Source organism: Flavobacterium algoriphilum (assembly GCF_048158655.1).
Classification (GTDB): Bacteria; Bacteroidota; Bacteroidia; order Flavobacteriales; family Flavobacteriaceae; genus Flavobacterium; species Flavobacterium algoriphilum.
Window position 1 is genome coordinate 94,347 of record NZ_JBLNKY010000003.1, and the last position, 19,707, is coordinate 114,053.

At 35.6% G+C, this 19,707-nt stretch carries 14 protein-coding genes and 1 pseudogene; 13 read left to right on the forward strand and 2 right to left on the reverse strand.

The window, feature by feature from the left end; genetic code table 11:
* Positions 1 to 1,314: a rhamnogalacturonan acetylesterase gene (locus tag ACM55G_RS07450; protein WP_416843271.1), complete on the reverse strand. Its 1,314-nt coding sequence runs from the start codon at positions 1,312 to 1,314 to the stop codon at positions 1 to 3.
* 406 nt (positions 1,315 to 1,720) lie between these two features.
* On the opposite strand from ACM55G_RS07450, the gene ACM55G_RS07455 reads away from it, so the two are divergent.
* The 5 genes from ACM55G_RS07455 to ACM55G_RS07475 all read left to right on the forward strand — a co-directional run bounded on the left by ACM55G_RS07455 (position 1,721) and on the right by ACM55G_RS07475 (position 8,503).
* Positions 1,721 to 3,598, forward strand: a complete 1,878-nt coding sequence (locus ACM55G_RS07455; protein ID WP_416843272.1) for a rhamnogalacturonan lyase — start codon at positions 1,721 to 1,723, stop codon at positions 3,596 to 3,598.
* A gap of 97 nt (positions 3,599 to 3,695) precedes the next feature.
* The gene (locus tag ACM55G_RS07460) at positions 3,696 to 5,156 is read left to right on the forward strand and encodes a 3-keto-disaccharide hydrolase (protein WP_416843273.1); all 1,461 of its coding nucleotides are present in this window, start codon (positions 3,696 to 3,698) and stop codon (positions 5,154 to 5,156) included.
* Positions 5,157 to 5,214: 58 nt separating this feature from the next.
* A complete protein-coding gene (locus tag ACM55G_RS07465; RefSeq protein WP_416843274.1) occupies positions 5,215 to 6,588 on the forward strand; it encodes a Gfo/Idh/MocA family protein in 1,374 nt (457 codons plus the stop codon).
* A gap of 20 nt (positions 6,589 to 6,608) precedes the next feature.
* Positions 6,609 to 7,652, forward strand: coding sequence for a DUF6807 domain-containing protein (locus ACM55G_RS07470; RefSeq protein WP_416843275.1), 1,044 nt, complete (start codon positions 6,609 to 6,611; stop codon positions 7,650 to 7,652).
* Between the two features lie 56 nt (positions 7,653 to 7,708).
* Entirely contained in the window at positions 7,709 to 8,503 is a 795-nt protein-coding gene (locus tag ACM55G_RS07475) for a cupin domain-containing protein (protein WP_416843276.1), read from the forward strand.
* A 167-nt stretch (positions 8,504 to 8,670) separates the two neighbouring features.
* Here ACM55G_RS07475 and ACM55G_RS07480 read toward each other — a convergent pair whose 3' ends face one another.
* A complete protein-coding gene (locus ACM55G_RS07480; RefSeq protein ID WP_416843469.1) occupies positions 8,671 to 9,711 on the reverse strand; it encodes a GntR family transcriptional regulator in 1,041 nt (346 codons plus the stop codon).
* 719 nt (positions 9,712 to 10,430) lie between these two features.
* On the opposite strand from ACM55G_RS07480, the gene rhaT reads away from it, so the two are divergent.
* The 8 genes and pseudogenes from rhaT to ACM55G_RS07520 form a co-directional block, all read left to right on the forward strand.
* The gene (rhaT, locus tag ACM55G_RS07485) at positions 10,431 to 11,480 is read left to right on the forward strand and encodes an L-rhamnose/proton symporter RhaT (protein WP_416843277.1); all 1,050 of its coding nucleotides are present in this window, start codon (positions 10,431 to 10,433) and stop codon (positions 11,478 to 11,480) included.
* A gap of 54 nt (positions 11,481 to 11,534) precedes the next feature.
* Complete coding sequence (locus tag ACM55G_RS07490; protein WP_416843278.1) at positions 11,535 to 13,676, forward strand: bifunctional aldolase/short-chain dehydrogenase; 2,142 nt, start codon at positions 11,535 to 11,537, stop codon at positions 13,674 to 13,676.
* 178 nt (positions 13,677 to 13,854) lie between these two features.
* Positions 13,855 to 15,129, forward strand: a complete 1,275-nt coding sequence (locus ACM55G_RS07495; RefSeq protein WP_416843279.1) for a sugar isomerase — start codon at positions 13,855 to 13,857, stop codon at positions 15,127 to 15,129.
* A gap of 13 nt (positions 15,130 to 15,142) precedes the next feature.
* Entirely contained in the window at positions 15,143 to 16,504 is a 1,362-nt protein-coding gene (locus ACM55G_RS07500; protein ID WP_416843280.1) for an FGGY-family carbohydrate kinase, read from the forward strand.
* A gap of 93 nt (positions 16,505 to 16,597) precedes the next feature.
* Positions 16,598 to 17,335, forward strand: coding sequence for a (Fe-S)-binding protein (locus ACM55G_RS07505; protein ID WP_416843281.1), 738 nt, complete (start codon positions 16,598 to 16,600; stop codon positions 17,333 to 17,335).
* On the forward strand, positions 17,332 to 18,726 hold the full coding sequence (locus ACM55G_RS07510) for a lactate utilization protein B (RefSeq protein WP_416843282.1): 1,395 nt from the start codon (positions 17,332 to 17,334) through the stop codon (positions 18,724 to 18,726). The genes ACM55G_RS07505 and ACM55G_RS07510 overlap by 4 nt, the downstream gene beginning before the upstream one ends.
* Positions 18,719 to 19,306, forward strand: a complete 588-nt coding sequence (locus tag ACM55G_RS07515) for a LutC/YkgG family protein (RefSeq protein ID WP_416843283.1) — start codon at positions 18,719 to 18,721, stop codon at positions 19,304 to 19,306. The genes ACM55G_RS07510 and ACM55G_RS07515 overlap by 8 nt, the downstream gene beginning before the upstream one ends.
* Before the next feature lie 150 nt (positions 19,307 to 19,456).
* Positions 19,457 to 19,686: pseudogene (locus ACM55G_RS07520) on the forward strand (class 1 fructose-bisphosphatase); the annotation flags it as partial.
* Positions 19,687 to 19,707: the final 21 nt, after the last annotated feature.

Here is a 19,707-nt window from a genome sequence, read left to right on the forward strand (position 1 = left end):
TTAATTACCGTCTGGTTTAGCAATTTCAAAGCGGGCACTCATGGGCAATGTCCAGGTTGAAATATAGTTGGGTTGTGTTGGGCTATAAGCAGGAGTTTCTTTGCGGATGTGTTTTCTCAAAGGAAGTTCCAATTCACCGATGCCTTTAAGAACACAAAGTGCAATTTCATTGGCACCAAAACTATTGAAATGGGTATTGTCCTCCAATGCTTTGTCTTGTCCTGGAAAAGTATTGGCAGGATATTGCACGAAAGCTTTTCTGGAAGTATCATCTCCCCATTTTTCGTATAATCGGGTAGTCAATTCAGTAATGTCAATAAGCGGAACATTCATTTTTTGGGCTACGGCTCGCATTGCATCCGGGAAATCGCCATGTGTTGGTTTCAAAGTTCCGTTGCTATTAAAAGCTCGGCGTTGCGTTGGGGTAACTAAAACTGGAATCGCTCCTTTTTTTCGTGCCGTTTCAACGTATTCCGATAAATATTTGGAGTAGGATTCCCAAGCCGTGTTTTCAGGGCCTTTTAATTTTTCGTCATTATGTCCAAATTCAATAAACAAATAATCGCCTGGTTTTAGCAATGCGTTTATTTTTTTCAAACGATTGCTTCCTTTAAAAGAACTCAAAGCCGAACCTGAAACAGCATAATTAGCAACAACTACCTTATCATCAAAATAGTTGGTTATAAATTGTCCCCATGATGCCCAAGGTTCTACATCTTGGTCGGTAACAGTCGAATCGCCTGCTAAATAAACTACGGAGCGGTTTTCGTCAGGAATGATTTTAATACTTTGGATAACTACTCCTCCTAAAAATTCAAGAGTTAGTTTGTCGTCCCAATTGAATGTGTCTTTTTCTCTGTCTTTAAGACTAATATTGGTCGTAGCATCAATTTTGGCATTTCTAATATTTACATTGAAAGTCTTGGTTACTTGTCTTCCTTTTTTCATATAAAATTGGTTCAGCATCAGCCTTCTGGATTCTGCTTTTATGGTAATATTCGATGCTTTTTCTTTGCTACCCATAGTTACTTCAATCCTATAATTTCCTTCGGGAACTGCTACTGAAAAGTAAGTTGGTTTTTCTGCAGTAAAAGCAGTAGTATTGATTTTTATATTTTGAGCAGTATTAAAATCAAAACCATAACCTCTTTTTGAATCGTAGATCAATTGGGAATCAATAAGCGTTCCTTTCTGAGATTTTCTCTTACTCCCGAAACAAAATAATTGGGCCTTAGCAGAATTTCCAACAGAATCTGGAGTATCTTCTTTAGCGATGGGGTTTTTATGCTCTTGTAATAAATTATTTGAATGCATAGAGAAAAGTTCGCTAGGTACATAACATAAAAAAACAACTAATAATAAGCTTCTAATATTTGCCAACGTTTTGAGATTTAATTTTAATAGATTTTCAAAAATAACGGTTACTTTTTAATATAGTATCCTGTACTATGATGATGAAAAATAATTCTAGAATTACGCTGATACAGGCATTATAGCTATTTATAAAATCAGGTAGGTACAGGATAGTATACTAATAAAAAACAAAGAACTTGCCTGCTAATTACTGATTTTAAACAAAATGGAGTATCTTTTGTAAGTTCCTCTTTTTGGATAAAAAAAGTTTGGAATCTAAATCAACTGCTTCTTAAAAATATATTCGATTAATGAATTTGCCGTAAAATATAACTAACAACTTAGAAAAATAACAAAAAAAAGACAAATGATGAATTTTATAAAAAAACTATACGTACAACTCTTTTTATTCCTTTTATCAGCACCCGCCGTATTTAGTCAAAGGCAAATGGAAAATCTGGATCGAGGGGTCATTGCTGTAAAAGAAAAAGGTCAATTTTATATTGGTTGGCGAGTTTTAGGCACGGATCCTAATAATCTGGCTTTTAACCTCTATAGAAAAAGTGGTACTAAAAATGCCGTACGTGTAAATATCAGCCTTATTACTGGCGCTACTAATTTTGTGGATAAAACTGCGAATTCTCAAGAGGAAAATAGTTGGTATGTGAAAAGTGTTCTTAATGGTGTAGAAAAAGAAACGTTAGGAAGTTTTAGCATTGCCTCAAACAGTCCTGATAAACAATATTTGTCGATTCCCATAAAAGAAAAAAAAGGCTACATTCCTAATGATGTTTCTGTCGGTGATCTCAATGGCGACGGCCAGTATGAATTAATAGTTCATTTAACAGGACAAGGTCGCGATAACTCTTCTACAGGAATTACAGATCCGCCCGTTTTTCAGGCTTACACTTTAAATGGTACTTTTCTCTGGGAAATAAATCTGGGTTTCAACATCCGTGAAGGAGCACATTACACGCAATTTATGGTATATGACCTGGATGGAGATGGCATTTCGGAATTAGTTTGTAAAACTGCCGATGGATCTATGGATAGTGCCAACAAAATAATTGGGGATGCTTCTAAAGATTGGAGAGATACAAATCCAGAATCTAGAACCTTTGGGAAAATAGTGCAAGGACCCGAGTACCTTTCTGTTTTTAATGGAAAAACCGGAAAACTAATAACAACGACTGAATATATTCCTGAAAGAGGTAATATTGGTGCTTGGGGCGGAAAAGGAGGAAATGGTAAAAATGATGCTACAGGAAATAGGGTAGACCGCTTTACAGCCTGTGTGGCCTATTTAGATGGCGTACATCCAAGTGTAATAATGTGTCGCGGCTACTATGGTAGAACTGTTTTGTCCGCATGGGATTTTAAGGATAATAAATTAACTTCCAGGTGGGTATTTGACAGTAAAAACGGCGATAATCCATATTCTGGTATGGGATATCATAACCTTTCCGTAGCTGATGTAGATAATGACGGTAAAGATGAAATCATTTTTGGGTCTATGTGTATTGATGATAATGGGAAAGGGTTATACACCACTGGTTTTAGGCATGGTGATGCATTACATGTAAGTGACCTTGATCCGGATATATCTGGTTTGGAAGTTTTTGGGGTACACGAAATTGAAGAAGGTACAAAAGGTCCGGGAGTTGCTTTATTTTCAGCAGATACAGGAAAAGTATTGTTTACCGAAGCTCTAAATGAAGATGTTGGCAGAGGTGTCGCAGATAATATAGATTCAACAAGAGTTGGAGCTCAAATGTGGTGGTCGGGCGCTTCTTCTCTGTATGATATTAAAGGATATAAAATTGGAAAAGTTCCTAGTTCGACTAATTTTTTAATTTATTGGGACGGTGACGCTACCAGAGAGTTGCTCAACTCTAATTATATCGATAAATACGGTGCAAAAAGATTGTTTACTGCTGACGGAGCGGTATCCAATAATGGGAGTAAATCAACACCTGCGCTGTCCGCAGATATTTTTGGAGATTGGAGAGAAGAACTTATTCTGAGAAGCGCCGATAATACCGAATTACGCATTTATACCACTACTATTCCAACTGCAATAAGACAGTATACATTAATGCATGACCCACAATACCGATTGAGTATTGCTTGGCAAAATGTTGGTTATAACCAACCGCCGCATACCAGTTTTTATATGGGTAAAGGAATGAAGCCTGCTCCAAAACCAAACATTAAACTGGTACCTTTTCCGAAATCATCTCTTTAAAAATTATAAGAAAAGAGCAACAGGACACTACAGGATGGTAGTCCGTTAATTAAGCGATAATTTTAAAAAAATAAATGTAAATAAAAAAACATAAACTATGAGGAATTTCAAGGTTTTAATGATATTTATGATTACTCTAAATGCTTTTTGTGGTGTCAATAAAGAAGTAATTATGGGGGTTGAAATTAGATCAAAAAAAGCAATAATTCCTATAAATAGGCCCTACAAACTAAGGACTGTTTTTAAAGTTAGGACAAATACACCTACTGGAAAATGGCAGCAACTTTTTAATGGAAAAAATTTGCAAGGGTGGAAACAATTAAATGGCAAGGCCAAATATGAAGTCAAAAATGGTGAAATCATTGGAACTACAGTAAGCAATGAACCCAATTCTTTTTTGTCTACAGAGAAAACTTACGGTGATTTTATTCTTGAATTTGAGGTGCTTGTAGCAAACGACATCAATTCAGGTGTACAGATTAGAAGTTTAAGTAAAACAGATTATAAAGAAGGAAGAGTTCATGGCTATCAGGTAGAGATTGATCCATCCGAGAGAGCATATAGCGGTGCAATTTATGATGAAGCGAGAAGAGGTTGGTTGTATACGATGGACATTAATCCTGAAGGAAAAAAGGCTTTTAAAAGAGAAGATTGGAATGAATATAGAGTAGAATGTATTGGAAATACAATACGAACATGGGTTAATGGAATTCCAACGGCACATGTGATTGATGATATGACGGCCGAGGGTTTTATTGCTTTACAGGTTCATTCTATTGGGAAAAATGATGCGCCCGGAAAACAAATAAAATGGAGAAATATCAGAATCATGACGGATCATTTAAAATCATCTCCGTATGATCCTATCGCTGTTGCAAATTTTGTTACCAATACTATTTCTGAACAAGAAAAGAAGAATGGCTACGCGCTTTTATGGGACGGAAAATCGACCAAAGGATGGAGAGGAGCTTATAAAACAGTATTCCCCGAAAAAGGATGGGAGATAAAGGATAATATTTTAAGTGTTCACAAATCTGGTGGAGCTGAATCGACTAACGGTGGAGATATTGTGACTGAAAAAGAATATAGCGCTTTTGAATTGAAGTTTGATTTTAAATTGACTGAAGGAGCAAATAGCGGAATAAAATATTTCGTGACAGAATCGGAAGGTAATAAAGGGTCTGCAATTGGTTTAGAATATCAAATTTTGGACGATGCCAAACATCCAGACGCTAAATTAGGTAGAGATGGCAACCGCACGTTAGCTTCTTTATATGATTTAATGACTGCTAAAAAACCGGGTAACAGCATAAAACCCATTGGAGAATGGAATCAAGGAATTGTTCGAGTTTCGCCAGATCATAAAGTGGAATATTTTTTAAACGGTTTTAAAGTTTTAGAATTCACAAGGGGTTCTAAGGAATTTTTAGATTTAGTAGCTGTTAGTAAATATAAAGATTGGTCAAACTTTGGAATGGCAATAAAAGGAAGGATTCTTATTCAAGATCACGGAGACAGTGTCTCTTTCAAGAGCATCAAAATTAAAGAGCTCAACTAAGCCTTACTTACTATGGCAATAGAAAATTCAGGAAGAAAAAATCATTAAAAACTTCACAATGGAAAATTCAAGAAGAAAATTTATTAAACACACTGCTATAGCATCAGCAGGAGTTTATATGGGGGGTTTAGGGCTTAGTGCCAAAAGTTATGGTAGAGTTATGGGTGCCAATGACCGGGTAAGGGTTGGAGTAGTTGGTTTTTCAGACAGACATAAAAGTTCCCATGTACCTTCTTTTATGAACCATTACAAGGAACTTAATTTTGACGTTGTAGCTGTATCTGACATTTGGAATAAAAGAAGAGAAGAAGGTACTGCTTTGTGGAAGGGAAAAATGGGTCACGATGTAATTGCCTGCAGAAACAATGAAGAAATGTATGATAAAAAACTGGTTGATGCCGTATTTGTAAGTACAGCAGATTTTCAGCATGCATTGCATGCTATGGAAGCCGTTAAAGCTGGTTGTGACGTGTATTGCGAAAAGCCTTTTGCAGAAACAATGGAAGACAATCGAAATGCATATAAAGCCATAAAAGCTTCTGACAGAATTGTTCAAATTGGTTCTCAAAGAAGAAGTGGAAATAATTATCATGCAGCTGAGCAGTATATTAAATCCGGACAATTTGGTGCCCTTACCATGGTGGAATTAACTTGGAATGTAAATCAACCCATGCGGTGGCGCAGGCCAGAAACAGTAGCACAATTAATGGAATCGGATACCGATTGGAAAAGATATTTAATGAACCGCCCCTATGAAGCATTTGATGCAAGAAAATATTTGGAGTATCGGTTATTTTGGCCCTATTCGTCGGGATTGCCGGGACAATGGATGAGTCACCAAATAGATACCGTACATTGGTTTAGCGGTCTACAACATCCTAGAAGCGTAGTGGCAAATGGCGGAATTTATATGTGGAAAGATGGCAGGAAAAATTGGGACACCATTAATGCAACTTTTGATTACGGTCCCAATAATGACTCAACTTCGGGATTCCAGGTTACATTTGGCTCTCGAATGCACAACGGAGATGAAAAGCCCTCGGAAATTTACTATTCCAACGGGGGACAATTGAATCTCAATACCAATATAGTTTCTTCATTGGGAGGTTTGAATGAAAAGTTTGCTGCTCAAGCAGGGATGAAATCCTTTTTATTGCCGGAATCAAGTCTGTCAGTAGTAGAGCCGTTGGTTGTTTCGGCAAATACTGGAGGTGATAAGTTAACATCCAACCATATTCGAAATTGGATGGAATGTGTGCGCAGCCGCAAGCAGCCAAATGCTCCGGTAGAAGCCGGATATAGTCATTCTATTGCTACAATTATGACAAACGCAGCTGTTATTACCGGTCAAAAAGCAACTTTTGATGAAAAAACACAAGAAATAATGGTGGGTGGAAAACCTTTCGAACCATTTAAATCCTATTCCAAATAATTAATTTAAAAAATCACAAGATGAATTATATAAAAATTATTAGTGTTTGTACAATGAGTTTATTTTCATTTACCAGTTTATTTGCCCAAAAACAGGTCGCCTTTGTGCAAAATGAAAAAGAGCAAAAGATTGATGTAATGATTGATGGTAAATTTTTCACGGCATATCTCTATGGCAATAAAATTGATAAACCAGTCCTGTTTCCGCTCGTTACAGCTTCGGGCACAACAGTTACCCGGGGATTCCCGTTGGCAACCAGAGCAAATGAAAGAACAGATCACCCTCACCATATTGGAATGTGGTTTAATTACGGAGATGTAAATGGCTTGGATTTTTGGAATAATTCTGATGCTATTAAAGCGGAGGAAAAGTCCAAGTATGGCAGCATCCGCCATCAAAAAATAGTGGCTTTAAAACCCGGAAAACAAAAGGGCACGTTGGAAGTAAGTTCAAATTGGGTGGACATTAATGGGAAAATATTGATCAAGGAAACCACCATTTTGCGCTTTAGCGGAGATGCCAATAGCCGTACAGTTGATCGGATTACAACACTCACGGCGCAGCAGGGAAAAGTTAGTTTTAAAGACAATAAGGAAGGTGTTTTGGGAATTAGGGTAACTAGGGAATTGGAAATGCCTTCGCAAAAGGCAGAAATTTTTACCGATGCACAAGGTCTTGCAACCAATGTCGCTGTTTTAAACAATGCAGGTGTTACGGGTAATTTTCTTAGTAGCAAAGGTATTACAGGCAATGAAGTATGGGGAACCCGTGGTAACTGGTGCATGATATATGGCCAAAAAGAGGGTAAGGATATTGCTATCTCTATCATAGATCACCCAAATAATCCGGGATATCCTACTTATTGGCATGCGCGCGGATACGGATTATTTGCCGCCAATACCCTCGGACAGGATGTGCTGAGCGGTGGAAAAGAGAAATTAGATTTTTCTTTGGATGCGGGAAAATCAGTGACTTTTAAATACAGGGTACTTGTATCCGATAGTTACACACCAAGTAAAGAAACTTTAAATAAGGCTGCTGAATCATTTGCTAAAAAATCATAAAGATGAAAGTAAATTCAATCCGGTGGTGCTTTTGCCTCGCCGGTTTTAAAGAGTCAATGATACTCAGAAAAACAACATTACTTGTTTTTTTGTTTTTTATAACTAGCGTTTTAAGAGCGCAGACGCAGGAATTGCAATCGGGTGTGTATCGTGTGGATAGCATTGAAACGCAAAACGGGTTGGAGCGTAAAATGAAATTGAAAGTTCTGGGAACTACAACTGACCTTGCTATGTTAAGCATGCATTCCTCCACGTTGGAACCAGGGAAAACCAATCATTTGCCTAGGGTTTTAATGGATCGGGAAGAGTTAATTATTGTAAAAGAGGGCCCAATTACCATTACCATCAATGACACGGCCAAAATATTGACTACCGGAAGCATTGTATTGATTGAAGCAGGTGATTTTCAAAGTTTTCACAATGCATCCGATAAGGTGGTGAGCTATTATGTACTTGGGTTTAAATCCACAACTTCAGTAAATATCAGCCGTGGAAAAGTAAATGGTGGGTCTTTAATGAAAGATTGGAATGAGCTGGTTATTAAGAAAACGATTAAAGGGGAATCTAGACCTGTATTTGACAAGCCAACTTCCATGTTTGAAAGGCTAGAAGTACATACAACAATGCTGAATGCCCATGAAAATAGTCATCCATCCCATTCCCACCGGGCCGAAGAAATTATGCTGGTGTTGAAAGGCGATATTACCATGCATATTGAGCAAGAAAATTATAAGGTTAGTGCAGGCAGCGTTATTTTGGTCAGGCCAGATATTGCCCATAATTTAACTAATACAGGCAATGAACCCTGCCTGTATTACGCAATTAAATGGTATGACAGCAGTACAAATTAATCCGTATTTTATCTACTTATTTTTTTTGATGATAGTCCTATAGTTCATTGTATCTAGAAAAAAGTTCTATATTCCAGAGCCCAATAATTAGGTGTTAAAAAGGGTAATCGAAAATTTAATCAGGCACTTTATGAGGATAATTTAAAATCTTATCGGGATAAAACAGCTTAAATCGAATTCCTGTCGATGAAATTGAAAGGTACTTTTATTTTACCTTTTTCTTTATTGAGAATCATTCTCGAAGCAGTTTCTCCCATTATTTTAAAGTCTGTTGAAATAACGGTTATTCCAAGCAGCTCCTTTAACGGAGTGTCATTATAGGAAATAATACCAATCTCTTTTCCCAAAACAAATTCATCATCTCTCATTTGTTTTACTAAATTAACTAAATCAGATTCTTCAATGGTAATAAATAAATCTCCCTTTTTAAGGATCATATCGTCATATACCTCATTAAGAATTTCAAAATTTAAAGAGTATTCTATGCAAAACTTCTTAAATCCGTGTAAAATTCTTCTTGGATAAGGATATACTGCATTTTCAGGATAAATTAAAATTAATTTTTCATAGGTAACTATTTTTGTAAGTCCTTCTTTTAAAGCATTATAAATATCATTTTCAAAATCTTGATAAATTTCAATAATTTCACCGTCCATTCCAAGCTTAATATTATCCATAATAATTAGCTTTTCTTTCGGTAGTCTTTTAATCGCCTTTACCACTTCGTCAGTATAACTGACATGTCTCAAATCATCTGTTTTAAAATGCGGCATTATAACATAGTAATCATAAGCTCCTTTATTTTTATCCAATAAATTCAAAAATAAGGTTTCATCGCAATGATAAATTAACAAATCGGTATGGGAATTTACCCCTATACTATTGACAAAAGAATTGTAAGTTGTCATTTTATAAGAACTCAACTTATTAATTAAAAATAGAATATTTATTTTGGAAATTAGTTTTGTTCGTGTAATATAATAGCCTTTCCCTCTAATGGATGATATTACTTTTCGCTCTTTTAGAATATTGTATGCTTTTTCTACGGTATCTCTTGAAATATAAAAATCCTCACTAAACATATTAATTGAAGGTATTTTTTGATCTATTTTGAGATTTCCTATAGAAATATTAAAGATGATAGAGTCTACAATCTGCTTGTATTTAGGTACTCTCGAATTCTCATCTATCTTAATAAACTTAATCATATCCATGTCAATAAATTATGCCGAAAATATAGGTATTAATTTTTTAATTAATAGGTATTCTATTTAAAAACTAGTTTTTGGGCTAAAAAATTATGTATTGCTAATTCTTATTTATTCCTAATTCTAAGTTTTAATCGGGTAATTGATGAAGTAAACCTACTTCATATTAATATGATAGTACAATCTTTTTTATAAAAAAAAATAGACCACTATGTTTACGCAATCGATTACACAAAGATAGGTTTTTAAAATTAATTGGCTATAATAAGTTGACTGTTATTTTATTTTTTGATTGAATAAATAGTATAAACAAAGTAGTATTAAATTGTGATATTACTAAAGCAATTAAATTCTCAAAAAAATGATTTTAAAATTTTAATTTGACAAAAAAAACAATTATTGAGGATGTTATATTTAGTAAAACTATTTTATAAGTTAAAAAATAAAAAAGATCAAAAATTTTTAATTCTACACAATAATTTCAGTTTATAATAAGGTTTAGGAACTTAATGTAAAAGTTGATATCAAAGTCAATTTATCAGATTGGTTGTTTCATAGTACTCAAAATTGAAAAAAAAGTAGTGTTACATTATTTTGTAGAATTTATTTTTTTGAATTAAATGCGTTATCTGCTAAAGGATAGTACAGGACAGTTTTGTTTTAGAGATTCTTTTATTTTACATCTCTAGAACTATTAACCTTATAAATTAAAATATTAAATGGAATCATTACTCGGTATTCTTTTTCACTCCATAGGAGGTTTTTCCTCAGGAAGTTTTTATATGCCTTTTAAAAAAGTTAAAGGGTGGGCTTGGGAAAGCTACTGGATTGTAGGTGGATTTTTCTCTTGGTTAATCGTTCCGCCAATTGCGGCTTATTTAACCATTCCGGGTTTTGTCGAAATTATAAGTGCAGCAACTCCATCTATAAAAACAGTTACCTATTCAATGGGTTTAATCTGGGGAATAGGCGGATTAACATACGGACTTGGTGTTCGCTATTTAGGAATGTCGTTAGGAAATTCAATAACCTTAGGTTTTTGCTCTGCTTTTGGAGCATTAGTACCGTCTATTTATTATAATTTTTATCCAACTGCAGGTAAAGTTTCATTTACTGATATGTTATCTAATACCGGTGGTCAATTAGTATTATTTGGTGTTTTGGTTTGCCTTATAGGAATTGCCTTTTCTGGAAAAGCAGGAATGCTTAAAGAAGCTGATTTTGCTTCAGGTCATGAAGACATGGACAAAGATTTTAGTTTAGTGAAAGGATTGATCATTGCTATTGTTTCTGGAATTCTGAGTTCTTTTTTTAATTTCGGAATCGAAGCTGGAAAACCAATGGCTGAAGAAGCCGTTAGACAAGGTTTTAATCCTTTGTTTCAAAATAATGTTACCTATATAATTATACTTTGGGGTGGATTGACAACTAACTTTATATGGTGCATGTACCTTAATTTCAAAAATAAAACTTTCGGGGATTATACAAATACGAATACTCCAATAGCTAAGAATACACTTTTCTCAGCCATTGCAGGTACCATGTGGTTTTTGCAATTCTTCTTCTACGGAATGGGCGAAAGTAAATTAGGTAATGGGGCAAGTTCATGGATTCTACACATGGCTACCATTATTTTAACAGCCAACTTTTGGGGATTTTATTTAAAAGAATGGTCTGGTGTATCTAAAAAGACATTTAATACATTCCTTTTGGGTATTGGTCTGATTCTTCTATCAATTGTCTTGGTAGGCATTGGGAATTCACTTTAATATTTATAACAGTCACTTTCAAACTCTTTTATAAACACTTTTAATACTAACACTATGTCAAATATAAATACAAATAACATGACTTTTGAGCACGTAAGCTACCTTTGGGATGACGCAAAAGCTGCAGCATTAGCAGGTGATGAAGTAGCACTTTTTATCTATCGTTCTAATTTATTAGGAGCCGATTTGAGATTAACGAACTATGGTGGTGGAAACACTTCGGTAAAAATTATTGATAAAGACCCATTGACAGGAGCTGATTCTGAAGTAATGTGGATCAAAGGTTCTGGTGGTGACATCGGAACTTTAACAAAATCAGGTTGTGCAGCGCTTTATTTAGAAAGACTTCTCAATCTTGAAAACGTATACAGAGGAATCGAATTTGAAGACGAAATGGTGGAATTATTCAACCATTGTATTTTTGATTTAGCGTCGAAAGCACCTTCTATAGATACGCCATTACACGGTTTCTTACCTTTCAAACACATTGACCACTTGCATCCTGATGCGGCTATTGCTATTGCAGCGGCTAAAGACGGAGCAAAAATCACCGAAGAGTTATTCAACGGAGAAATCGGTTGGGTGGGATGGCAACGTCCAGGTTTCGACTTGGGTTTACAAATGCGTGCTTGTCTTGAAGAAGCTGGAGCTAAAGGAAAAAAACTAAAAGGAGTAATGCTAGGTTCTCATGGTTTATTTACTTGGGGAGATACTTCTTATGAAAGTTATGTCAATACACTTGAAATAACTGAAAAATGTGCTGCCTATTTAGAAAGCAACTACGGAAAAAAACGTCCCGTTTTTGGAGGTCAAAAAATAGAAAGTTTAGATGTGGAAGCACGTCAGTTAAAAGGGGCTAAAGTTGCTCCAATATTACGTGGTTTCTGTTCATCAGAACGTAAAATGATTGGTCATTATACAGATGATTCCAGAGTATTGGAATTTATTAATTCGAATGATTTAGAAAAATTAGCTCCTCTTGGAACATCTTGTCCAGACCATTTCTTGCGTACAAAAATCAGTCCTTTGGTTCTTGGATTAGATCCAAACGAAGATTTATCAGATGTGGAAGCGATCAAAGCAAAATTAACTCCTGCATTTGAAGCGTACCGTGCGATGTATGCTGAATATTACAATACCTGCAAGAAATCAAATTCACCAGCGATGCGTGATCCAAATCCTGTTGTGATTTTATATCCAGGAGTGGGTATGTTTACTTTCGCAAAAGATAAAACAATGGCGCGTTTAGCATCAGAATATTATATCAATGCAGTAAATGTGATGAAAGGTGCTGAAGCAGTTTCAGAGTATACTTCATTACCGCGTCAAGAAGCTTTTGATATCGAATATTGGTTATTGGAAGAAGCTAAGTTACAGCGTATGGCCAAACCAAAAGCCTTGTCAGGAAGAATCGCTTTGATTACAGGTTCTGCAGGAGGAATTGGAAAAGCTATCGCAAAAAGATTTGCAGAAGAAGGGGCTTGTGTTGTCATCAATGACATCAACGAAGAGCGTTTGCAAGATGCGACTGCCGATTTTATTAAGACTTTTGGTAAAGATGCCATTTCAAGTACGTTACTAAATGTAACGGATGAAAAAAGCACCGAAAAAGCATTGGATGCGGCCTGTTTAGCTTTTGGTGGAGCAGACATTATTGTTAATAATGCGGGAATCAGTATTTCAAAATCGATTGCAGAACATACTTTAGAAGAGTGGGATAGATTGTATGATATCTTGGTAAAAGGACAATTTATTGTTTCAAAAGCCGGAACAGAAGTAATGCGAAAGCAAGGATTTGGTGGAGATATTGTAAATATCGTATCAAAAAATGCAGTAGTTGCAGGACCAAATAACCCTGGTTATGGTTCAGCTAAAGCAGCTCAAGCGCACTTAACGCGTCTAATGGCTGCCGAATTAGGAGCAGACAAAATTCGTGTGAATACGGTAAACCCAGATGCAGTAATCTCTGATTCCAATATTTGGTCAGGTGGATGGGCAGATGGTCGTGCTAAAGCGTACGGTATTACAGTTGCAGAATTGCCTGCTTACTATGCGAAACGTACGTTATTAAATGAAATTATATTGCCGGATGATATTGCAAATGCTTGTTTTGCATTCGTAGGTGGCTTGTTGAATAAATCAACAGGAAACGCCTTGAATGTTGACGGTGGTTTAGCAATGGGCTTTTATAGATAGGTTTTAGATGTTTGTTTTTTAGATTGATTTTTCTAACGTCCGTATATTTAGGGCGTTAGATTTATCTAAATTTGTAAACAAGTTCTTTCGTAAAAGAACTAAGTTGTTTTTAAAATAGACTTCATCTATAAACTTCTTTTAAAGAAGTTTTTTATTTAATTTTAAAAAAAAATATATCATGTTAATTGAATCATACAAAATAGCTTCCCATAATGATGACCTTTTAAAGGCTCATAAAAATAAATTGGTTTTCACAGCATCTGAAATTGCAGAAACCGAAAATATTATCCAAAAATTAATTGATTTCCAAATCGCAATTCCATCTTGGGCTTTAGGAACAGGAGGAACTCGTTTTGGTCGTTTTCCAGGTGGTGGAGAACCACGTTCATTAGAAGAAAAAATTGAAGATGTAGGTTTGTTACACGCTTTAAATAATGCTTCCGGTGCTATCTCTTTGCATATTCCTTGGGATATACCGACGGATTATCAAGCAATTAAAGTATTAGCTGCACAACACAATTTGAAATTTGATGCAGTTAATTCAAATACATTTCAAGATCAAGCCGATCAAGCACATTCGTATAAATTTGGGTCTTTGCAAAACGTAAATAAGGCGGTTCGTAAACAAGCGGTTGCTCATAATATTGAAGTAATCCAACAAGGAATTGCTTTGGGTTCTGAATCATTAACGGTTTGGCTTGCAGACGGTTCTTGTTTTCCTGGACAATTAAATTTCCGTAAAGCATATCAAAATACACTGGAAAGTTTAGAAGAAATTTATGCAGCATTGCCATCAAACTGGAAATTGTATTTAGAATACAAATGTGCGGAACCTAACTTTTATTCTACCACAGTAGCCGATTGGGGACAATCCTATTCTTATGTTAAGAAATTAGGAGAAAAAGCCTTTACTTTGGTTGATTTAGGACACCATTTACCAAATGCTAATATTGAGCAAATCGTATCTTTATTATTGATGGAAGAAAAATTAGGTGGTTTCCACTTCAATGATTCGAAATATGGCGATGATGATTTAACTGCTGGTGCATTAAAACCATATCAATTATTCTTGATTTTCAACGAATTGGTGGAAGGAATGGATTCTAGAGGAATGAATCATGCTAAAGATTTAGGCTGGATGATTGATGCTTCGCATAACGTAAAAGATCCGATGGAAGATTTATTGCAATCGGTAGAAGCGATTATGGTTGCTTATGCACAAGCACTTTCAGTTGACCGAAAAGCATTGGAAATTGCACAAAATGAAAATGATGTCGTTACGGCGCAAGAGATTTTACAAAATGCTTTCCGCACCGATGTTCGCGCCTTAGTAGCCGAAGCACGTTTGCGCTCTGGAGCTGCATTAAATCCAGTTGGATTATACCGTGATCTTGCAGTAAGAAAAGGGCTTATCAATGAAAGAGGATTTAAAACAGTAGCTACAGGCTTGTAAAAACCAATCAAAAATGAATGTAGTAGCGATTTTTGATATTGGTAAAACAAACAAAAAAGTCTTTCTGTTTAATGAAAATTATCAAATTGTTTGGGAAAGATCAGTGAATCTTCCCGAAACGGTGGATGAAGATGGTTTCCCTTGCGAAGATATTGCAGAACTTAGAAACTGGATTGTTTTTAAGTTATCAGAAATGCAGGAATTAAAGGAATATATCTTAAAAGCAGTGAATTTTAGTACCTATGGAGCCAGTTTTATTTATGTGGATGAAGGAGGGAACTCTTTAACACCATTGTATAATTATCTAAGACCATATCCCGAAGCGCTAAAAAAGAAGTTTTATGATAAATATAAAGGAGAAGAAAAGTTTGCGTTAAAAACAGCTTCTCCTGTTTTAGGGAGTTTAAATTCCGGAATGCAGATTTACCGTTTGAAAGAAGAAAACCCGGAGTTATTTGCGAAAGTGGCTTATTGTTTGCACTTGCCACAATATCTAAGTTCTCTTTTAACGGGTAAATATTTTGCGGATATAACCAGTATCGGATGCCATACCAATCTTTGGAATTTCAAGAAGATGAAGTATCAGAAATGGCTTAAGAAAGAAGATATTGTTGATAAAATTCCGCGTATTCATGATGCAGGACATACTATAAATATAGTAGGAGATGTAGCTGTTGGTTTAGGATTGCATGATAGTTCTTCGGCAATTATTCCTTATATGATAAATTTTACGGAGCCTTTCGTTTTGTTATCTACAGGAACCTGGAGTATTTCTATGAATCCATTCAATGATACACCATTGACTTTTGATGAAATGCAATACGACTGTTTGTGTTATTTGCAATACAAAGAAAAGCCTGTAAAGGCAGCTCGCTTGTTTGCCGGTAATGAGCATGAAGTGCAAACCAAAAAGTTAGCGAGTCATTTTGAAGTACCATTGGATACTTATAAAGAGATTCTTTTTGACAAAAACATCATCTATAAATTGAGGGAAATCAATCTGAAAAGATATTCTTCCAGTGATGATAAATATAAAATTCTTCAAGAATCTCCTTTCGAAAAAAGAAATCTTAGTGATTTCAAAAATTACGAAATTGCCTATCACCAATTGATGTTGGATATCGTTGCACAGCAAATACTTTCCACCCAATTAGTGATTCATAACAGTCCGGTCAAAAAAGTATTTGTGGATGGTGGTTTTAGTAAAAACTCGATTTTTATGAATTTATTGGCGGAAGCTTTCCCAGAAATGGAAGTGTACGCCGCTTCTATGGCGCAAGCAAGTGCTCTAGGTGCTGCCTTGGCGATTCATAAAAATTGGAATCCGAAACCGATTCAAAATGATTTGATTGATTTGAAATTTTATAAACATTAATATGAAATGAGCATTTAATGGAGGTTTTAGATTCAAGATCTATCATACTATGCGAATTACATATGATCAATAAAAAATAATAAATAACTGCATATGAAAATTGGACTTTTTATTCCGTGTTATGTGGACCAATTTTACCCAAAAGTGGCTATTGCAACCTATGAATTATTACAGAAATTAGGCTGTGATGTTCGTTTTCCAATGAAGCAAACCTGTTGTGGTCAACCAATGGCCAATAGTGGGTATGAACATTTGACAAAAGGGTGTGATACTAATTTTATTGCCAATTTTGCCGAGTTTGATTATATTGTTTGCCCTTCGGGGAGTTGTGTATTGCATGTCAAAGAACATTTGCATGATGAAAACAATGAAGCATTGGCTTCTCAAATGAGAAAGCGAGTTTTTGAGTTAACCGAGTTTATCACCGATATTTTGAAAATCGAAATGATAGTAGGAAATTTTCCTCACAAAGTAGGGATGCATCAAAGTTGCCATGGACAACGTGGATTGAAGCTTTCGCAAATGACGGAGTTGAATGCGCCATTTTTCTCCAAACCGGAACAATTATTAAGTAAAATTAAAGGGATTACTCTGGTTTCATTGAGCAGAAAAGATGAATGTTGTGGATTCGGAGGTACTTTTTGTGTCACCGAAGAAGCGATTTCTGTAAAAATGGGACAAGACCGTATAAAAGACCATGAAGACCATCAGGTAGAATACATTACCGGCGGTGACATGTCCTGTTTAATGCACTTAGAAGGTATTTTAAACAGACAAAAAAGCCCGATAAAAATTATTCACATTGCGGAAATATTAAACACTACGATATGAAAAGTAATTTAGAACATAGTGAAGCTGCAGCGATTTTTAATAAAGATGTGAAACGAGTAGATTGGCATGATGAAACGCTTTGGTTTGTTCGTGAAAAACGCGATAAAGCAGCTTTTCAAATTCCGGAATGGGAATTGCTAAGAGAAACGGCTTCAGAAATCAAGAATAATGTACTTTCGAATATTCATGATTATTTACTTGAATTTGAATCGAATGCCCAGAAAAATGGGATTATTATATATTGGGCAGCGGATGCGGATGAACACAATAAAATAGTCCATTCCATAATGGAAAAACATGGCGTGAAGCAGATGGTTAAATCTAAATCTATGCTTACCGAAGAATGCCATTTGAATGAATATTTATCCGAAAAAGGAATTGATGTAATCGATTCAGATTTGGGGGAACGTATTGTTCAACTTAGAAAAGAACCGCCAAGTCATATTGTTTTGCCAGCGATTCACCTCAAAAAAGAAGATGTAAGCGAAACGTTCCACGAACACCTTGGAACAGAAAAAGGAAATAACGACCCGCAATATTTAACCGAGGCGGCAAGATTGCATCTTAGAGATACTTTCCTTACGAGAAAAGTGGCTTTGACAGGAGTCAATTTTGCTATTGCTGAAACCGGTGAAATTGTAGTTTGTACCAATGAAGGAAATGCTGATATGGGTGTTCATCTTGCCGATGTACATATTGCCTGTATGGGTTTTGAAAAAATAATTCCGCAGCGCAAACATTTGAGTGTTTTTCTAAGATTATTGGCAAGAAGTGCAACGGGACAACCGATTACCACTTTTTCAAGCCATTTCAAAAAACCAAGAGACGGGAAAGAAATGCACATTGTTATAGTCGATAATGGCAGAACGGCCCAACTAGGAAGAGAAGATTTCAGGAGTTCATTGAAGTGTATCCGTTGTGGGGCTTGTATGAATACCTGTCCGGTTTACAGACGAAGTGGAGGACACAGTTATCACAATGCGGTAGCAGGACCGATTGGTTCTATATTGGCACCAAATCTCGATATGAGTAAAAATGCTGATTTACCTTTTGCCAGTACCCTTTGTGGTTCCTGCACAAATGTGTGTCCCGTAAAAATTGATATTCATGATCAATTGTATAAATGGCGTCAGGTATTGGTAAAAGAAGGACATTCTCCGCTAGGGAAAACTGTAGCAATGAAAGGAATGGCAACCGTTTTGGCTAATCCTATGGTTTTTGATTTAGCCGGAAAAGCAGGACGATTTGTGATGAAAAACATCCCCGTTCTAGTTAATAATAGCCTTAATCCTTGGTATAAACAAAGAGAAATGCCTGCTCCACCTGAGGAATCATTTAGAGAATGGTACAAGAAAAAAGCAAAGGAATCTAAAGACAAACAAAATGAATAGCAGAACCACTATTTTAGAAAAAATAAAACAAAACCAACCGACAGCAATCAGTGAATTACCTAATTTAGGTACTTTAGGATTGGAATCTTTTGAGATACTCGATAAGTATAAAGCGGTAGTGAAGGGAATAGGAGGAGATTTTGTGGAAGTTCCTAATTATGATGCTATAATTTCGTTTGTCAAAAAAAACTATGCCGCCGAAAAAAGAATGATTACGACGATTCCCGAACTTGCTGAAATTGCTGCGACTGATTGGTTTAACGATGATCCACATACTTTAGAAAATGTAGAATTGACTTTGGTTAAAGCTCATTTTGGTGTTGCAGAAAACGCTGCGCTTTGGGTTACGGATGATTTGTTAGGGCAACGCGTATCAACATTTATTCCTCAATATTTGGCAATTGTAGTAAATAAAAAAGACATTGTGGCAACTATGCATCAGGCCTATGACCGTATTGGAAATCAGGAATATGGTTTTGGGACTTTCATAGCTGGACCTTCAAAAACTGCCGATATTGAACAATCGTTAGTTTTAGGCGCACATGGTGCCAGAGGATTGACGGTGTTTCTTATGGATTAAGTTTTTGTTTTCTCGATAATGCCTCAACTTAAGAGTAAAAGGATAAATTTTTAATAATTTTAAATTAGAATTTTGTGCCATTTATCTCGAATTTTAAATTCTATCAGATTGGCTGTTAAAGCAGTCAGTTATAAGATAAACAATGAAGTAGGCATTTATTTGTATCCAACAAGCTCTGGTGCAGCCAAAGGAAAATTACGACTATTATATGAATGCAATCCGATGGCATTTAGAGCAGTATGCTGGGGGTAAAGACTCAGGCGGGGTTTCCAGAATAATGGAAATTTTACCTACTTGCATTGCATGAGAGAACCCCTTTCTTTTGTGGTAGTTCTAATATGGTTACGAAAGTAGAAGAATTTATATATAATGCAGAATAGCGCTATCGTTAGATTGGCCTA

Coding starts and splice junctions, on each gene's coding strand:
- ACM55G_RS07465 (WP_416843274.1), top strand. CDS start 5,215: ATGGAAAATTCAAGAAGAAAATTTATTAAACACACTGCTATAGCATCA.
- ACM55G_RS07500 (WP_416843280.1), top strand. CDS start 15,143: ATGAATGTAGTAGCGATTTTTGATATTGGTAAAACAAACAAAAAAGTC.
- ACM55G_RS07480 (WP_416843469.1), bottom strand. CDS start 9,711: ATGATTAAGTTTATTAAGATAGATGAGAATTCGAGAGTACCTAAATAC.
- ACM55G_RS07510 (WP_416843282.1), top strand. CDS start 17,332: ATGAAAAGTAATTTAGAACATAGTGAAGCTGCAGCGATTTTTAATAAA.
- ACM55G_RS07515 (WP_416843283.1), top strand. CDS start 18,719: ATGAATAGCAGAACCACTATTTTAGAAAAAATAAAACAAAACCAACCG.
- ACM55G_RS07495 (WP_416843279.1), top strand. CDS start 13,855: ATGTTAATTGAATCATACAAAATAGCTTCCCATAATGATGACCTTTTA.
- ACM55G_RS07450 (WP_416843271.1), bottom strand. CDS start 1,314: ATGCATTCAAATAATTTATTACAAGAGCATAAAAACCCCATCGCTAAA.
- ACM55G_RS07460 (WP_416843273.1), top strand. CDS start 3,696: ATGAGGAATTTCAAGGTTTTAATGATATTTATGATTACTCTAAATGCT.
- ACM55G_RS07490 (WP_416843278.1), top strand. CDS start 11,535: ATGTCAAATATAAATACAAATAACATGACTTTTGAGCACGTAAGCTAC.
- ACM55G_RS07470 (WP_416843275.1), top strand. CDS start 6,609: ATGAATTATATAAAAATTATTAGTGTTTGTACAATGAGTTTATTTTCA.
- ACM55G_RS07475 (WP_416843276.1), top strand. CDS start 7,709: ATGATACTCAGAAAAACAACATTACTTGTTTTTTTGTTTTTTATAACT.
- ACM55G_RS07505 (WP_416843281.1), top strand. CDS start 16,598: ATGAAAATTGGACTTTTTATTCCGTGTTATGTGGACCAATTTTACCCA.
- ACM55G_RS07455 (WP_416843272.1), top strand. CDS start 1,721: ATGATGAATTTTATAAAAAAACTATACGTACAACTCTTTTTATTCCTT.
- rhaT (WP_416843277.1), top strand. CDS start 10,431: ATGGAATCATTACTCGGTATTCTTTTTCACTCCATAGGAGGTTTTTCC.